This is a genomic window from Microtetraspora glauca, assembly GCF_040656155.1.
Lineage (GTDB): Bacteria > Actinomycetota > Actinomycetes > Streptosporangiales > Streptosporangiaceae > Microtetraspora > Microtetraspora glauca.
In genome coordinates this window covers 278,893-294,953 of sequence record NZ_JBFALK010000008.1, presented here as the reverse complement: position 1 = coordinate 294,953, position 16,061 = coordinate 278,893, and the positions used below count along the sequence as shown (strand labels likewise).

The 16,061-nt window shown below is 69.6% G+C and carries 14 protein-coding genes; 5 read left to right on the top strand and 9 right to left on the bottom strand.

The window, feature by feature from the left end; all coding sequences use genetic code 11:
* Positions 1-9 precede the first annotated feature (9 nt).
* Together AB0I59_RS17355 and AB0I59_RS17350 are read right to left on the bottom strand one after the other, a co-directional pair.
* Positions 10-147: a hypothetical protein gene (locus AB0I59_RS17355; RefSeq protein WP_358133784.1), complete on the bottom strand. Its 138-nt coding sequence runs from the start codon at positions 145-147 to the stop codon at positions 10-12.
* Between the two features lie 11 nt (positions 148-158).
* Complete coding sequence (locus AB0I59_RS17350; protein WP_358133781.1) at positions 159-1,754, bottom strand: thiamine pyrophosphate-dependent enzyme; 1,596 nt, start codon at positions 1,752-1,754, stop codon at positions 159-161.
* A 559-nt stretch (positions 1,755-2,313) separates the two neighbouring features.
* Between AB0I59_RS17350 and AB0I59_RS17345 the strand changes: the two genes are divergently transcribed.
* The gene (locus tag AB0I59_RS17345) at positions 2,314-3,336 is read left to right on the top strand and encodes a LacI family DNA-binding transcriptional regulator (RefSeq protein ID WP_435830989.1); all 1,023 of its coding nucleotides are present in this window, start codon (positions 2,314-2,316) and stop codon (positions 3,334-3,336) included.
* A gap of 42 nt (positions 3,337-3,378) precedes the next feature.
* Here the strand turns inward: AB0I59_RS17345 and AB0I59_RS17340 are convergent, their stop codons facing one another.
* The 3 genes from AB0I59_RS17340 to AB0I59_RS17330 all read right to left on the bottom strand — a co-directional run bounded on the left by AB0I59_RS17340 (position 3,379) and on the right by AB0I59_RS17330 (position 6,507).
* On the bottom strand, positions 3,379-4,251 hold the full coding sequence (locus AB0I59_RS17340) for a carbohydrate ABC transporter permease (RefSeq protein WP_061255001.1): 873 nt from the start codon (positions 4,249-4,251) through the stop codon (positions 3,379-3,381).
* Entirely contained in the window at positions 4,248-5,135 is an 888-nt protein-coding gene (locus AB0I59_RS17335; protein ID WP_061255002.1) for a carbohydrate ABC transporter permease, read from the bottom strand. The genes AB0I59_RS17340 and AB0I59_RS17335 overlap by 4 nt, the downstream gene beginning before the upstream one ends.
* Positions 5,136-5,220: 85 nt before the next feature.
* The gene (locus AB0I59_RS17330; protein WP_061255003.1) at positions 5,221-6,507 is read right to left on the bottom strand and encodes an ABC transporter substrate-binding protein; all 1,287 of its coding nucleotides are present in this window, start codon (positions 6,505-6,507) and stop codon (positions 5,221-5,223) included.
* 305 nt (positions 6,508-6,812) lie between these two features.
* Here AB0I59_RS17330 and AB0I59_RS17325 point away from each other — a divergent pair, with 305 nt between their 5' ends.
* Positions 6,813-8,807, top strand: coding sequence for an ABC transporter ATP-binding protein (locus AB0I59_RS17325; RefSeq protein ID WP_358133777.1), 1,995 nt, complete (start codon positions 6,813-6,815; stop codon positions 8,805-8,807).
* Position 8,808: 1 nt separating this feature from the next.
* Here AB0I59_RS17325 and AB0I59_RS17320 read toward each other — a convergent pair whose 3' ends face one another.
* Entirely contained in the window at positions 8,809-9,213 is a 405-nt protein-coding gene (locus AB0I59_RS17320; protein ID WP_358133774.1) for a MerR family transcriptional regulator, read from the bottom strand.
* Between the two features lie 81 nt (positions 9,214-9,294).
* Here AB0I59_RS17320 and AB0I59_RS17315 point away from each other — a divergent pair, with 81 nt between their 5' ends.
* Positions 9,295-10,206 carry an aldo/keto reductase gene (locus AB0I59_RS17315; protein ID WP_358133771.1) on the top strand — a complete coding sequence of 304 codons (912 nt, stop codon included), beginning with the start codon at positions 9,295-9,297 and terminating at the stop codon, positions 10,204-10,206.
* Here AB0I59_RS17315 and AB0I59_RS17310 read toward each other — a convergent pair whose 3' ends face one another.
* Positions 10,207-10,872 carry a TetR/AcrR family transcriptional regulator gene (locus AB0I59_RS17310; protein ID WP_061255007.1) on the bottom strand — a complete coding sequence of 222 codons (666 nt, stop codon included), beginning with the start codon at positions 10,870-10,872 and terminating at the stop codon, positions 10,207-10,209. It abuts the gene before it with no gap.
* A 71-nt stretch (positions 10,873-10,943) separates the two neighbouring features.
* Between AB0I59_RS17310 and AB0I59_RS17305 the strand changes: the two genes are divergently transcribed.
* Positions 10,944-12,224 (top strand): GH1 family beta-glucosidase, encoded by a 1,281-nt coding sequence (locus AB0I59_RS17305; RefSeq protein ID WP_061255008.1) that lies wholly within the window; start codon positions 10,944-10,946, stop codon positions 12,222-12,224.
* A 90-nt stretch (positions 12,225-12,314) separates the two neighbouring features.
* On the opposite strand, the gene AB0I59_RS17300 is transcribed toward AB0I59_RS17305, so the two are convergent.
* Positions 12,315-13,199, bottom strand: coding sequence for a coiled-coil domain-containing protein (locus AB0I59_RS17300; RefSeq protein ID WP_063818730.1), 885 nt, complete (start codon positions 13,197-13,199; stop codon positions 12,315-12,317).
* A gap of 254 nt (positions 13,200-13,453) precedes the next feature.
* Between AB0I59_RS17300 and AB0I59_RS17295 the strand changes: the two genes are divergently transcribed.
* Positions 13,454-14,890: an aldehyde dehydrogenase gene (locus AB0I59_RS17295; RefSeq protein WP_358133767.1), complete on the top strand. Its 1,437-nt coding sequence runs from the start codon at positions 13,454-13,456 to the stop codon at positions 14,888-14,890.
* A 347-nt stretch (positions 14,891-15,237) separates the two neighbouring features.
* Here the strand turns inward: AB0I59_RS17295 and AB0I59_RS17290 are convergent, their stop codons facing one another.
* Positions 15,238-15,993, bottom strand: a complete 756-nt coding sequence (locus AB0I59_RS17290) for an alpha/beta hydrolase (RefSeq protein ID WP_358133764.1) — start codon at positions 15,991-15,993, stop codon at positions 15,238-15,240.
* Between the last annotated feature and the right edge of the window lie 68 nt (positions 15,994-16,061).

Below are 16,061 nucleotides of genomic sequence, written 5' to 3'. Positions count from 1 at the left end.
GGCCGAATGTTAGAACGAGTGCCCGGTGATGTCGCCCCGCGTGGTCACGCACGGGGTGTGCGTGACCACCACGGTGCTCGCCCGGCTCGCCCGGTTCGACCGGTCGGCTCCCGATCCCGTCCAGATCTTTGCGCCCACGAAGGTCACGAAAAATCCTCCTAAGGGTGGAATTCGAGATCAGGAATGACCGTTGCTGCAAGAAGAAGCGGCTCCGTACGCGAACCGAGTTCGGGGACGATGTCGTCGAGAATTCCCACGAGTTCGTGATGGGAGTCCACCCGCGTCGCGGGGCAGCCGAACGATCGGGCCATCGCCGACAAACTGACCTCGGTGAACGCCGGCCACGGCACCTTTCCCGCACCGTTCTTCTCCGCCAGGCGGTCCATGACCGCATATCTGCCGTTCGCCAGCACGACGAAAAGCGCGCCGACCCGATAGTGCGCCGCGCTCCACAACGCCTGGATCCCGTAGATGGCCGAGCCGTCCCCCGTGACCGCCACGACCGGCCGGTACGGCGCGGCCATGCGCACCCCCACCGCCGCGGGAAGGGCGAACCCCAGCCCGCCCATCGCCGCGGAGAGGAACCCCAGCGGCCGCCGGGCCGGCATCAACCGGTGCAGATCCGGCCGGGACGACGGCGTCTCCTCCACCACGACCGCATCCGGCGGGAGCCGTACGGCGAGTTCGTGCATGACATGAGCCGCCCGCAGCGGCTCGCCCGGCCCGGGCGCGGGCGGCGGAACCGGCCGCCCGGTGGCGCCCTCGCCCGCACGTCCGGGAAGCAGCGCGGCGAGCCGCCCGGCGACGGTGCCGGGGTCGGCCAGGAAGGCCAGTTCGGCGGGGCTGCGGTGCACCTCGGCAGGGTCGTCGCTCACGATCGCGACGCGGGTGCCCGGCTCGACCAACGGCCCCGGCTCGTACGGATACTGGCGGAAGACCGGGGCGCCGACGGCCAGGACGGCGTCGTGCCTCCCGAGCGCGCCGCGCAGCCCGGCACGGCCGGCGGGCAGGATCCCGGCGAACAGCGGATGGTCCTGGGGGAAGCCCGCCCTCGCTCCGAAGGACTCCTGCCACACCGGGCAGCCGAGCCGCTCGGCGAGCGCGACCAGCCCCTCCCAGCCTCGCGGCGAGTCCGCGCCGGAACCGGTGACGATGACCGGCGACGCGGCGCCCTCCAGCAGCGCGACGAGCGGCGCGAGATCGCCGTCGTCCACGGCGACCGGCCGCGCCACGACGTGCGGGGCCGCGACGACCGTGCCGTCCCACTCCGCCGACCAGTCGTCCATCGGGACGATCACCAGCGCCGGGCCACGGCCGGTGACCGCCTCGTGGCCCGCGCGGGCGATCGCGCCCGGCACGTCCTGGGCGCGGGCCGGCTGGTCCACCCAGACGGGGTAGTCCCCCGCCAGCCCGTGGAGCCGCCCGGCCAGGAAGGGTTCGAGCGCGAGATGCCTGCGGTCCTGCTGGCCCACGACGACCACGACGGGCGCGCGGTTGACCCTGGCCGTCGCGATCGCGCCGACCGCGTTGCCGAGCCCGGCGGTCGTGTGCAGCAGCGCGAGCGCCGGACGTTCACGCGCGAGCGCCCACCCGGTCGCCATCCCGACGACGGACCCCTCGTGCAGGGCGAGCACGAACTCCAGGTCCTCCGGCAACCCGGTCAGCAGCGGAACCTCCGTGGACCCCGGATTGCTGAATATCGTCGTCATGCCCGTACGACGCAGTACGTCGAACGTCGCATCCCTGACTGTCACAAACGTCACGAAAATCCCACCTCTGGCACGTTGGAGAGCTGCCGGTGATCCCCAGGACAGTCGACGAGTGCGATCCGCTGACGCCGGGCCGGGCGCAGCAGGAGCTTGTACGACCTACGCACACCCACCTCCCACCCCCGGTAACCAGACCGCCACGCTGTCGACACGCACCGACCGACTCCGGAGGAGAGGGAGCGCGGATTCCCCCGGCCGACCGACGCAGGCGGCCCCCTCCGCGTGAACCTGATGCCCACGCAGTTCGGCGAAGCGGGCGATGGCGATCCGCTGCCGCATGCCGACGAGGAGCTGCCAACAAGTACTCCAGATGTTCGCCATGCGAACGAGAGTTCTCTCTGCGGAAATCCTGAGTGGAAGCTACGCCGGGGTTGATCTTCCAGTCAACAACACGACGCATTCGTTCGTCGTGCGCACGACTCCTGCCGATCCGCGCACCACCATCCCCTCGAACGGCGCACCGCCCCGCCGACGCGTCCCGCGGGAGTCCGGCTCTCGATTTGACAACGTTGTCACCGCCTCTGAAATGCGGGATGATCCGGACGTGCCAGAGACGAGACGCGGTCGCCCGACCATGAACGACGTCGCCGCCGCCGCAGGGGTCGCGCTCAAGACCGTGTCGAGAGTCGTCAACAACGAGCCCGGCGTGAACGCCACCACCGCGGAGCGGGTCCACGCCGCCATCGAGCGCCTCGGCTACCGGCGCAACGACGGCGCCAGGACGCTGCGCCGCGGTCGCACCGCCAGCATCGGCCTGGTGATCGAGGACGTCGCCGATCCGTTCTACTCCGGGCTCAGCAGGGCGGTCGAGGACGTCGCGCTCGACGAGGGCTGCCTCGTCTTCACCGGATCGTCCGGCGAGGACGCCTCGCGGGAGCGCGAGCTCGTGCTCGCCTTCTGCGCGCGACGCGTCGACGGGCTGATCATCGTGCCCGCCGGAACCGACCACGACTACCTCACACCCGAGATCGACGCCGGGATCGCGGCCGTCTTCGCCGACCGGCCGCCCGGAGCGGGCCCCGACGCGGACACGGTCGTCTGCGACAACGCGGGCGGCGCCCGCGTCGGCACCGAGCATCTCCTCGCCCACGGGCACCGCCGCATCGCCTTCCTCGCCGACTCGCCGTCGATCTTCACGGCGACCGAGCGGCTGCGCGGCTATCGGGAGGCCCTCGCCTCCGCCGGCCTGCCGTACGACGAGGAACTGGTCGCCATGGCCCCGCCCGGCCGGGCCCGCGCGCTCGCCGACCTGGAACGCCTCTTCAGGCTCGCCGATCCCCCGACCGCGCTGTTCACCGGAAACGGCCGGACCACCGTCGCCACCCTCCGTGCCCTGGCCGCCCCCATCACGCACGGCCCTCCGGTGGCCGTCGTCGGGTTCGACGACTTCGAACTGGCCGACCTGCTGGGGATCACCGTGGTCGCGCAGGACCCGGCCCGACTGGGCCGCGTGGCGGCGGAGCTGCTGTTCCGCCGCCTGGCCGGCGAGAGCGGCCCTCCTCAGCGGCTGGAGCTGCCCACACGCCTCGTCGTACGCGGCTCGGGCGAGCTGCCGCTTCGCGGCTGACCGGGGAACGACCCCTGATCAGGATCACCCGCCGGTCGGCTCTCAGCCCTTGAGGGCTCCGGCCATGAGGCCGCGCATGAAGAACCGGCCCAGCAGGACGTACACGACCATGGTGGGGACGGACGCCAGGATCGCGGCGGCCATCTGCTGGCTGTACGGCACGGTCTGGGCCCCGGCGATGTTGTTGAGCATGACGGTGGTCGGCCACGAGGTCGGCGCGGTGAGGAAGACGGCGAACAGGAAGTCGTTCCACATCGACGTGAACTGCCAGATGATCACCACGGCGAACGCCGGGCCGGAGACCGGCAGGATGATCGACCAGAATGTCCGGAGCATGCCCGCGCCGTCGACCCGGGACGCCTCGATGAGCTCGTCGGGGATCGTCACGTAGTAGTTCCGGAAGATCAGCGTGCAGATCGGGATGCCGTACACGACGTGGGCGAGCGTCAGCCCCGGGATGCCGCCGTAGACGCCGAGGTTCACCATGAGCTGGACGAGAGGGATCATCACCCCCTGGTATGGGATGAACATCCCGAACAGGAACAGGGTGAACACGACGTCGGCCCCGGGGAAGCGCCATTTGGACAGCACGTACCCGTTCATCGAGCCGAGCACGGCGGAGATCAGCGACCCCGGCACGGCGAGCAGGACGCTGTTGACGATGCCCGGTTCGAGTTTCTCCCAGGCGATGCTCCACGCCTCGGTCGTCCAGACCTTCGGCAGGTTCCACGCCTGGCCGGGGTCGGCCTCCGACAGCGGCTTGAAGCTGGTCACCAGCAGCACGTAGACGGGGATCAGGAACACCACGACGAAGATCAGCAGCAGCGCGAGCCGCACCCACCGGGCGACGGCGGCCCGTTGCCTGGCCCGATCCGCCGGGGCCGCGTGCCGTACGGCCTCCTGCGCGACGCTCATGACCGCTTCCCCTTGCGCGCGTTCCACACCAGATACGGGACGACGAAGACGGCGACGGAGATCACGATGTACGACGCGATCGTGGCCCCCTTGGCCGGGTCGTGCGAGTCGAAGACGGCCGTCCACATGAAGATGGCGGGCACGTCGGTGATGATCTGCTTGCCGGACACCGCCACGATCAGGTCGAAGACCTTCAGCGAGATGTGCCCGAGGATGATCAGGGCGGACAGGGTCACCGGGCGCAGCATCGGCAGCACGATGTGCCGGTAGACCTGCCACTCCCCGCACCCGTCGACCCTGGCGGACTCGCGCAGCTCGTCGGGTACGCCGCGGAAACCCGCGAGGAACAATGCCATGACATATCCGGACATCTGCCAGATCGCGGGGATCGCCATCGCGGCCATCCCCCAGTCCGGGTCGCGGAACCACTGCCATTGCAGGAAGTCCAGCCCCAGATAGTGGAACAGGCTGTTCAGGCCGACCGCGCGCTCCCCCGTGCCGCTGTTCATCAGCCACCGCCAGACCACGCCGGTGGCGATGAAGGAGACGGCCATGGGGAACAGGTAGACCGCCCGGAACCCGCTCTCGCCGCGGATCCCCTTCTCCATCAGGAAGGCCAGGAGCCAGCCGAGGACGAGCGCCCCTCCGACGAAGACGACCGTGAAGACGATCGCGTGCCGGACCGAGATGCCCCAGCGCTCCTGATCCCAGATGGCGGTGAAGTTCTCCAGGCCGACGAAGCTCCCCTGGGAGATCTCGTCGTGCTGGTCGGTCATCGCGACCTTGAGGTTCCAGCCGAGCAGGCCGTACACGAAGACCGCGACGGCGACGATCGACGGCGTTACCAGGAGCAGTCCGGGCAGCCACCTGCGTACCCGCGTCACTCGCACCTCTCAACGTCGAGTACGGCCCGCGCCGGCCGGCGCGGAGGGCGTCCGGCGCGGCGCGAGCCGTACAAGGGGGGTCAACTCACTGGCCGCTGTTCTTGGCGGCGGCGATCAGTGCCTGCTGGAACTTGGCCACGTCCTGGTCCTGCTGGAAGAGGCCGACCGCGTCGTTGATCGCGGTACGCCAGGCGTCGTTCGCGACGACACCGTGCTGGATGGAGCCGGCCAGCTTGGCGCTCGCCCACTGGTCGAGATCCCAGGCGAGGTAGTCCTGGTAGAGCGACTTGTCGGCGTCCTTGCGGGCCGGGATGGAGCCCTTCTTGGGGTTGAAGGCGTCCTGGCCCTCCTTGCTGGCGGCGACCTTCAGCCACGCCACCGCTCCGTCCCTGTTGGGAGCGCCCTTGGGCAGGGTGAAGCTGTCCGACAGCCACATGAAGGTGCCGTCCGTACCCGGAGACGCCGCCCAGTCGAAGTCGGTCTTGGACTGCTTGCCCAGGCCGCCGTCCGGCGGGTTGTGGAAGTAGCCGTAGGCCCAGTCGCCCATGATGTTGAACGCGGCCTCGCCGTCGGCGACCTGCTTGGCCGCGGGCTGCCAGTCCTCCTGCGGCGTCCCGGCGTACGACAGGATGGTCTTGAAGTTCTCCAGCGCCTTCGTCACGTTCGCGCCGGACCAGTCGGCGTTCGCCGTCCAGAGCTCGTTGTACGCGTCGGTGCCGAGCGAGCCGAGCATGACGCTCTCCAGCAGGTGGACGGCGGTCCACTGCGAGCCGATCGAGAGCGGGATCTTGCCCGTCTTCTTCACCTTGCCGAGGTCGGCGATGAACTCGTCGATCGTCTTGGGCGCCTCGGAGATCCCGGCCGCCTTGAGGACCGACGGGTTGAACCACAGGACGTTGGACCTGTGGATGTTCACCGGCACCGAATAGACCTGGCCCTGGACCGAGATCTGGTCGATCAGCTCCTGGGGCAGGACGTCCTTCAGCTTGAGCTCGTCATAAAGGAAGTTCAGCGGCTCCAGCTTGCCCGCCTTGATGTATCCCTGCAGCTCGGCGCCGGCGTGCCCCTGGAAGGTGTCCGGAGGCTGGTTGGCCTGGAGCTTGCTGGAAAGCAGCGCGCGGGCCTGGTCTCCGGAGCCGCCCGCGACGGCCGCGTCATAGAACGTGAAGCCGGGATTGCCCTTCTCGAAGATCTCCCGCATGGCCTTCAGCCCGTCGGCCTCGCCGGGGCCCGTCCACCAGGAGAAGACCTCGACTTTCTTCTGCCCGGACTGCCCGCCTCCGGCGGCCTTGTCGTCGCTTCCTCCGCAGGCCGTGAGGGTGAGCAGACCGGCCACCGAGACCGCCACGGCCGCCAACCACCGTCGTCTCATCGCACATCCCTTCGGGGTGTGGTCGTCGAAAATCCTTACCCCCGAGAACTGACAACGTTGTCAGCAAGAACCTTTATCAACCCATCTCGCACCATCGGGCGTCAAGGGATGTGCGGCTACGCCCGGATAACGTCTCCGCATACCGCCGGGGCGCCGGCCCCGCGTACGCGCCGCGGGGCTCCGCGTACCACCGGGCGGGCCGCCCCATGCCGACGCGCGGGAGGGATTCGCCTGTCTCCGGGGACGTGTTCCTGGCGACCCGCCGCCGATGGCGAAATGTCAGTGACCCTCGTCACACTGCTGCCATGACTGTCACGCGGGGGGCGGGCACAGGGGCGAGCCCGGAAACAGGCCCCACATCAGGACCGGGATCGTCGTCGGAGCCCGGCAGACAGCAGGCGGAGGCGGAGGCCGAGGCGGGCGGGCAATCCCGGCCGGAGGACCTTCCGGACTTCTCCGACCTCACGCCGAATCGCTGGCACGAACACGACGACATAATGCGCAACATCGGCTTCCTCACCATCGCACGGCGGCTGCCCGCGCTGATCGGCCAGGCCGTGCGCATGGCGTGGGAGGCCAGCCGCCGCGACACGGTCGCCACGATCGGGCTCAGCCTGCTCGCCGGCGTCTTCACCGCGTTCGGGCTGCTGGCCACAACCGGCGTGCTGCAGGCCCTGCTGGCGGCGGGGCCGACACCCGAGCGGGTACGCGCGGCGCTGCCCGCGCTGCTCGCCGTCGGCGCGGCGGCGACCATACGCACCAGCCTGCAGGCAGGCGCCAACTGGGCGCAGGCGCGGCTCGAACCCCAGGTGAGCCGCATCGCCGAGAAGCGGCTCTATGGCGTGACCAGTGACGTCGAGCTGATCCGCTTCGACGGCTCCGACTTCCACGACGCGCTTCAGCGAGCCCAGACACGCGGCGTCGGATCGTCCGACGCGGTGGTCGACTCGACGATCGACGTGCTGACCTCGGCCATCGGCCTCATCGCGGCGGCGGGCGTGCTCGGCGTCCTGCACCCGGTGCTGCTGCCGCTGCTCGTCGTCGCCGTCCTGCCCGACGCCTGGGCCACGGTGCGCGCCGCCCGCATGCGCTACACCACGATGTTGTCGCTGGTTCCCAACTACCGCCGCAAGTGGATCATCAGCGAGCTGCTCAGCGCGCGATCGACCGCGGCCGAGGTGCGCTCCTTCACCATGCGGGGATTCCTGCTCGAGGTCTACGACCGGGTCGCCCGCGCCGAGCAGGCGGTCCTGATCGCTCTGGCCCGGCGGCAGACGTTCGCCCGGCTCATCGGCGAGGCGTTGGGCGGGCTCGGCACCGCCCTGGTCTACATCGCGCTCGGGTTGCTCCTCGCCCTCGGCGCGGTCCCGCTCGCCGTCGCGGGCACCGCCGTGCTGGCGATCCGCTCGGGCCAGTCGTCCCTGGCGAGCCTGCTGTTCGCCGTGAACCGCCTCTACGAGAACGGGCTCTACTTCACCGACTTCGTCGACTTCTGCGCGAGCGCGGGGTCGGAGCGCACGCCGGAGCGGCGGGAGGCGCCGCCCGGGGAGTTCCAGCGGATCACGGTCGAGGACGTCAGCTTCACCTATCCGGGATCGGAGACTCCGGCGCTGCGCGGCGTGTCGATCCGGATCGACCGAGGCGAGGTCATCGCGCTCGTCGGCGAGAACGGCTCGGGCAAGACCACCCTGTCGCGGATCCTGGCCGGGCTGTACGTCCCGGACGGCGGCCGGGTCCTGTGGGACGCCACCGACCTGCGCGACGTGGATCCACAGCTGCTGCGCGGCCGGATCGCGGTGATCGCCCAGGACCACAGCCACTGGCCGTTGAACGCCCGGCACAACATCACGATGGGCACCGAGAAGGGCGAGGACGCGGTGCGCCGGGCGGCCGAGGTCGCGGGCGCGGACGAGGTCATCGCGGAGCTGCCACTCGGCTACCGCACCCTCCTCGACAAGCGGTTCAAGGACGGCCACGAGCTGTCGGGCGGTCAGTGGCAGCGGATCGCCGTCGCCCGCGGCTTCTATCGGGACGCGCCGCTGCTGATCTGCGACGAGCCGACGGCCGCGCTCGACGCCCGGGCCGAGCACGCGCTCTTCGAACGGATCAGGGAGCACGCGGACGGGCGCACCGTGGTGCTGATCACGCACCGGATGGCCAGCGTGCGTTACGCCGACCGGATCTACGTCCTCGACCACGGAAAGGTGGCCGAGGACGGCACGCACGCCGAGCTCATGGCGCGCTCCGGCATCTACGCCGAGCTCTACAACCTCCAGGCCGAGGCATACCGCACCACCTGAGTCAGGAGGCGCGCTCGTCCTCGCACGCGTAGAGCGCGTCGGGGATGGCCAGCACGTCCCGGTAGTACTGGATCTTGCGCTGGATCGCCCCCTGCTTCTGCCGCAGGGCGGCGATCTGGTCCTCGACCGCCCGGTCGTGTGCCGCGAGCAGCGCGATCCGGTCACGGATGGTGTGCTCGCCCTCGCGGGTGAGCTCGGCGAAGCGCAGCATCTCGGCGATCGACATGCCGGTGTCCCGCAGGCACCGGATCATGCCCAGCCAGCCGACGTCGCCGTCGCTGAAGCGGCGCTGCCCGGCGGCGTTGCGCTCGATCGGTTCCAGCAGCCCTATTCGCTCGTAGTAGCGGAGCGTGTCCAGGCTGAACCCCGTCTCCTCCGCCACCTGTCCCGGTGTGTACGCAGTCACCCGCCCCATGGTGGCACCTGGAGTCGGCTCCAGGTCAAGCGGTTTGCGCTGGAGTGCGCTCCAGCGTGCACGGTGGGCGACATGAGACTCGCGTTGGGCACGATCCCGTTCGGCACCACTGTGGACGAGGCGACCTCGTTCGCCATCCTCGACCGATTCGTCGAGGGCGGCGGGACGATCGTGGACACCTCGAACAACTATCCCTTCTGGCAGGTCGGCGCGACCGGCGACGAGAGCGAGGTCACCGTCGGCAGGTGGCTCGCCTCGCGCGGCGTCAGGGACCGGGTCGTCATCAGCACCAAGTGCGGGGCCCGGCCGACGGTTCCCGGCGACCTGACCCTCGCCTCGGCCGAGGGCCTGTCCGCCGGGACGATCCGTACGGCGACCGAGGGCAGCCTGCGCCGGCTCGGCGTCGACGCCATCGACGTCTACTGGGCCCACGTCGAGGACCGCTCCGTACCCCTGGACGAGACCGTCGAGGCGTTCGGCCGTCTGGTGGACGAGGGGAAGGTCCGGGAGGTCGGCGCGAGCAACCATCCCGCCTGGCGGGTCGAGCGGGCCCGGCAGGTCGCGTTGGCGGGCGGCCGGGCGCGGTACGCCCACCTGCAGATGCGTCACTCCTACCTGCGCCCACGCCCCGGCGTACGCCTGCCGGAGGGCGGCCACGTCCAGGTCGGGGAGGAGACCCTGGACTACGTGCGCTCGGAGCCGGATCTGACCCTGTGGGTCTACACCTCGCTGCTGGCCGGGGCGTACACGAGTAAGCCGCTGCCCGAGCAGTACGACCATCCGGGCACGACGCGGCGGCTCGCCGCGCTGGACGAGGTCGCGCGTGAGGTCGGCGCGACGCGGAACCAGGTCGTCCTGGCCTGGTTGCGCGCGCAGGGCATCATCCCGATCGTGGGCGCGAGCGCGGTGGCCCAGATCGAGGAGCTGCTGGCGGAGGTCACGCTGGACGACGAGCTGCGAGCCCGGCTGGACGCCCCCGCCTGATCACTCCACGGGCGGCTCGGAGATGTGCTCGGACAGGTAGCGGCGGACCAACCGCTTGCACTCGACGATCAGATCCGGGTCGCCCTCCGGGTGGGCGCGGAAGGCGAGCTTGAGCACGGCGTCGGCCGCCTCCACCGCGACGATGAACGCGCGGCCGAGGCCCTCGTTCCTGGGCGCGCCCAGCAACTCGATGATGAGCGAGCGAAGCCGGTCGGCCACGATGACGTTGTTGTCCAGGGCTCGGTCGAGCATGCGCCGGCTCTCGGGCAGCGCGGGGCCGCCGGGCGTGGTCAGTATCTCGCCGAAGTCGACGACCCCGAAGCCGGGCATCGTCCGCTTCATGTGGACGAACTCGTCGATGACGAGGTCGACGGCCTCGGTCCAGTCCTTGAGGGAGGCGCCGACCACCCGGGCGGCCATCCGGTCGAGGAAGGCGTCGAGGTTGCGCAGGGCGAGCGCGCGGACCAGCCCCTGCTTGTCGGGGAAGAACTGGTAGAAGGTCCCGATGGGCACCTCGGCCCGGCGGGCGACCTCCTTGGTCGTCAGCTGTTCGTAGCCGACCTCGTCGAGCAGCAGGGCGCACTCGTCCAACATCCGCTCGACCCGTTCGAGGCTGCGGCGCTGGGAAGGGCGGCGGCGCAGCGTTCCACCCGCGGCGTTCGTCATTGGCCCATTCTCTACCGGATGACCCGTACGCGCGTTAACATGAGCGTCACTCATATCCGAAAGGGTGGCACATGTTCCTCTGGGGTACGGCTACCGCCTCCTACCAGATCGAGGGCGCGGTCTCCGAGGACGGACGCGGCGTCTCGATCTGGGACACGTTCTCCCACGAGCCCGGGAAGGTCCGGGACGGGCACACCGGCGACGTGGCCTGTGATCACTACCATCGCTGGCCGGAGGACGTCGCGCTGATGGCCGACGCGGGCCTCAACGCGTACCGCTTCTCGGTCGCGTGGCCGCGGATCCAGCCCACCGGACGGGGCGAGGTCAACCAGGCGGGGCTCGACTTCTACGACCGGCTGGTGGACGGCCTGTGCGAGAAGGGCATCACCCCCGCGCTGACGCTGTTCCACTGGGACCTGCCCCAGGCGCTGGAGGACGAGGGCGGCTGGCTGAACCGCGACACATCCGGATATTTCGCGGATTACGCGGCCATAGTGGCGGAGCGACTGTCCGACCGGGTCAAAATGTGGATCACCCTCAACGAGCCCATCGTGCACATGACGTTCGGGTACGCCATGGGCGTCCACGCGCCGGGCCGTACGCTGCTCCTCGACGCCCTGCCCGTCGCCCATCACCAGCTTCTCGGGCACGGCCTCGCCACGGCGGCGCTGCGGGCGAACGGCGCCGAGCAGGTGCTTATCACGAACAACTGCACGCCGGTGTGGCCGGCCTCGGACGACCCGGCCGACCTCGCCGCCGCGGCCGCCTACGACACCATGCACAACCGGCTGTTCAACGACCCCCTCTTCGTCGGCTCCTATCCCGACTTCTCGGCGTTCGGAGTGGAGAATCTGGACTTCATCCACGACGGGGATCTGGCGACGATCGCGCAGCCGCTCGACGGGCTCGGGATCAACTACTACAACCCCACGCGGATCTCCGCGCCGTCCACCGACCTTCTGCCGTTCGACGACGCGGGAATCACCGGCTACCCGACCACGGCGTTCGGCTGGCCCGTCGTGCCCGACGGCCTGCGCGAGCTGCTCGTCTCCCTCAAGGAGCGGTACGGCACCGCGCTCCCGCCGGTCTACATCACAGAGAACGGCTGCTCGTACGACGGGATCGAGGACCAGGAGCGGATCGACTACCTCGACGGTCACATCAAGGCGATCAGGCGGGCCCAGGCCGAGGGCGTGGACGTCCGCGGCTACTTCATCTGGTCGCTGCTCGACAACTTCGAGTGGGCCGAGGGGTACCACCAGCGCTTCGGCCTCGTCCACGTCGACTTCGAGACCCAGAAGCGCACCCCGAAGGCCAGCTACCACTGGCTCAGGCAACTGATCGCGGAGTGATCCCTGCCGGAGGGCCGCACCTGCGGCGCGGCGGGCTCGGGGTGCCCTTGAGGCGACTCGCGCCCTCCGCGCCGGCCCCTGACGCGGAGCTCAGAGCACGGAGACGTGGACGTGGTCGTAGTGGTTCGCGGTGATGCCACCGCGGTCGGACATCATCCGCCAGCCCGCGCCCGTACGCATGTCATAGAAGCGCTGCTGCCAGATGATGTACATGATCCCGTACTTGTCGGCGTTGTCGATGCACCATTGGGCGAGGGCGTCGCCGCGCGCCTTGGCCACGGGATCGGGCATGCGGCCGTTGCTCATCATGAAGTCGCAGGCGCGGCCCTTGCCGTGCTCTCCGGGGTCGCCCACGCGCAGGCAGCCCACCCCGAAGGGCATCGGGAAGGATTGCATGACGATGCCCCGCAGGGTGATCAGCCGCTGGGTTAAACCGCTCGCGGAGCCGGGGGTCTGGAAGCCGAACTTGGCCAGCTTCTCCTCGACCTCGCGCTGCTTGGCCTTCAGCTCCTTGATGTGCCTCTCCAGCTTGGCGATCTTCGCGTCGGCGTCCTTCGCGGCCTTCTTCTGCTCCGCGATCAGCGTCTTGATCGAGTTGAGGTGCTGCGTCTTCTCACTGGAGAGGTAGGACATGATCGAGTACGTGCCGAGGTCGGTCTGCGGCAGCATCAGTTCGGACGCGTCGAACCCTCCGCCCATGTACGAGGTCTGGGCGAACATGGCCACCCGCTGCTCGGCCTTGATCTGAGAGCGCTTCAGCTTCGTCAACCGCGCGGAGGCGTTCTTCGCGAGCTTCATGGTGTCGTCGAGGCTGACGATCTCCCCGCGGTACGCCTTGGCGAGATCGGCGGCGTCCTGGGTGAGTTTCTTGAGTTTGGCCTGCTCGTCCGGTGCCGCCTGCGCTCCGGGTGCGGTGAGCGCGCCAAGGAGCGCGGTGAACATCACCGCCAGGCCGACCCAGCGCCCCGGTTGCACGTGATCCTCCCCTGCAGACGGTCCGAAACTATAGAAGATGATCTTGAAAGCCGCCACCTGAACGGGCGATCCTGTGCATGTTTCCTCTTGTTTGCCGGTATTTGCGAGCAATTGAGCATCTTGCCAGCACAGACAGAACATGATTCGGTCCCAATGGCGGGTCGGTACTTGTCCCGCACCGCTGCGACGCACAGACTGTTAACCAAACAAGCATTCGCTCAAATCAGGCACGCCCGACCGGGAGGCGGACCAGCATGCTTCACCACGACAGGCTCTTCATCGGGGGCGACTGGGTGGCCCCCGCGGGCACCGGGACCATCGACGTCGTGTCGCCGCACACCGAGGAGGTGGTCGGGCGGGTTCCCGACGGCACCGCCGCCGACATGGACCGCGCGGTCGGCGCGGCGCGCGAGGCGTTCGACGCCGGACCGTGGCCCCGGATGAGCATGGCCGAGCGCGCGGCCGTCGTCGCGAGGCTCGCCGAGATCTACGCGGCGCGCCAGAACGAGATCGCCGACGTGATCACCCTGGAGATGGGCTCACCGATCACGTTCTCTCAGCTCGCCCAGGCCCCGCAGCCGCTCGGGATGCTGCAGTACTTCGCCGAGCTGGGCGCGACCTTCGCCGTCGAGGACGAGCGGCCGGGCATGTTCGGCCCCATCACCGTGCGCCGCGAGCCGGTCGGCGTCGTCGCCGCCGTCGTTCCGTGGAACGTCCCGCAGTTCGTCATCATGACCAAGCTCGCCCCCGCGCTCGTCGCCGGCTGCACCATCGTCGTCAAGCCGGCCCCGGAGACGCCGCTCGACGCCTACCTGCTCGCCGAGATGGTCAAGGAGGCCGGGATCCCCGACGGCGTGGTCAACATCGTGGCCGCCGGGCGTGAGGCGGGCGAGCACCTCGTCTCCCACCCCGGCGTCGACAAGGTGGCCTTCACCGGTTCCACCGCCGCGGGCCGTCGGATCGCCTCCATCTGCGGCGAGCAGCTCAAGCGCTGCAGCCTGGAGCTCGGCGGCAAGTCGGCGGCGATCATCCTGGACGACTGCGACCTGCCGTCCGCGATGGGCTTCCTGTCGATCGCCTCGCTCATGAACAACGGCCAGGCGTGCGTCGCGCAGACCCGCATCCTCGCCTCCAGGAACCGGTACGACGAGGTCGTGCAGGCGGTGGCCGACATGGTGGTCGGCCAGCAGGTCGGCGACCCCGCCGACCCGGCCACGGGCATCGGCCCGCTGGTGGCCAGGCGGCAGCAGGAGCGGGTCGAGGGATACATCAGGATCGGCATCGACGAGGGCGCCAAGACGGTCGTCGGCGGCCTCGACCGGCCGTTCGACCGTGGCTGGTACGTCGCCCCCACCGTGTTCGCCGGGGCGACCAACGACATGCGCATCGCCCGCGAGGAGATCTTCGGGCCGGTCCTGGCGGTGATCCCGTACGACGACGAGGCGGACGCGATCCGCATCGCCAACGACAGCGACTACGGGCTGTCCGGCTCGGTCTGGACCGCGGACACCGACCACGGCATGGACGTCGCCCGCCAGGTCCGCACGGGCACCTACGGCGTCAACATGATGAACACCATGGAGCCGTCCACACCGTTCGGCGGATACAAGGCGAGCGGGCTCGGCCGGGAACTCGGCCCCGAGGGCCTGTCGGCCTATCTGGAGTACAAGTCGATCGCCCGCCTCGGCTGAACGGGACACCGGGCCGGGTCACCTGACCGGATCGTCCGGCGGGTCATCCGGCCGGGTCGACTCGGGCTGATTGGCTCGGGCTGATTGGCTCGGGCTGATTGGCTCGGGCTGACCGACTGGGGCTGACTGACTCGGGCGGGATGACATCCCACCGGTCCCGCACGGCCGTCGGCGTGCGAGGCATCACCTCGCCACCGCTCCGGCCGTACGGGACCGAAGGCCGCCCAGCGCGCCCCCGCGACGCTGGGCCACACCATGAGTACACAATGGTGCACACCGATCTCCCCAAACCGGCGGATTGGACCACTCCCGAGGGATTTGATCCGTTCAACTCAGGTAGACGACCGTTATTCGGGTTTGGTTCGCGAAATCCAGCGACCAATTTTCCGGACCAGATCCGGCGTCGCCGCCGCCTCGGCGTGGCCGTACCCGGGGATGATCCACATCTCCTTCGGGTCGCGGGCGTTGCCGTAGAGCTCGTGCGGGTGGTCCAGCGGGAAGAACGGGTCGGCGTCACCATGGACGATCAGGAACGGCGTCGGCGCGATGAGCGCGGCCGCCTCGTACGGCGGCAGCGGCACGGGGTCCCACTCACCCGTCGCGATCCGGGTCCGCTTGATCCACCGCGCGGCGAGCCGCCCCTCCGGACGCTCGATCGCCCAGTGCACCTGGCGCATCGGCTTGGTGCCCCGGTAGTACCACCACGCGGGGCCGCTCACCGCGACGACCGCGTCCACGCCCCGGTGCAGCGCGGCATGCCGTACGGCCACGGCCGCGCCCATCGAGAAACCGATGGTCACTACCCGCCGGTAGCCGATCGACCTGGCGTGCTTCACCGCCGCGTCGAGATCGAGCACCTCAAGGTCGCCCACCGTCGACTTGCCGGTGGAACGCCCGTGCCCGCGGAAGTCGAAGGAGAGCACACCCCCGAAGCCGGCCAGGACGTGCACGATGCGCCGCGTGCACCGCGTTCGCCAGGATCCGGTGAATCCGTGGGCGAGCACGATGCCGAGGTCGAGGGAGCCGTTGGGCGTGTGCGAAGCGTCGATCCGCACGCCGTCCGACGTGCGCAGCATCGCCGCGAAGGCCGGAGCGAAGGTCATGTCCCCCAACCTTAACGGCGCCTCCCGACACGGTTCTCAGGAGGACGTCTCCGCCGTGAACGTCTCCG

Excerpts from the sequence above, each read along its gene's own strand:
- AB0I59_RS17340 (WP_061255001.1), bottom strand. The coding sequence starts at position 4,251 with ATGAGCGTCGCGCAGGAGGCCGTACGGCACGCGGCCCCGGCGGATCGG.
- AB0I59_RS17330 (WP_061255003.1), bottom strand. The coding sequence starts at position 6,507 with ATGAGACGACGGTGGTTGGCGGCCGTGGCGGTCTCGGTGGCCGGTCTG.
- AB0I59_RS17325 (WP_358133777.1), top strand. The coding sequence starts at position 6,813 with ATGACTGTCACGCGGGGGGCGGGCACAGGGGCGAGCCCGGAAACAGGC.
- AB0I59_RS17315 (WP_358133771.1), top strand. The coding sequence starts at position 9,295 with ATGAGACTCGCGTTGGGCACGATCCCGTTCGGCACCACTGTGGACGAG.
- AB0I59_RS17310 (WP_061255007.1), bottom strand. The coding sequence starts at position 10,872 with ATGACGAACGCCGCGGGTGGAACGCTGCGCCGCCGCCCTTCCCAGCGC.
- AB0I59_RS17305 (WP_061255008.1), top strand. The coding sequence starts at position 10,944 with ATGTTCCTCTGGGGTACGGCTACCGCCTCCTACCAGATCGAGGGCGCG.
- AB0I59_RS17295 (WP_358133767.1), top strand. The coding sequence starts at position 13,454 with ATGCTTCACCACGACAGGCTCTTCATCGGGGGCGACTGGGTGGCCCCC.
- AB0I59_RS17290 (WP_358133764.1), bottom strand. The coding sequence starts at position 15,993 with ATGACCTTCGCTCCGGCCTTCGCGGCGATGCTGCGCACGTCGGACGGC.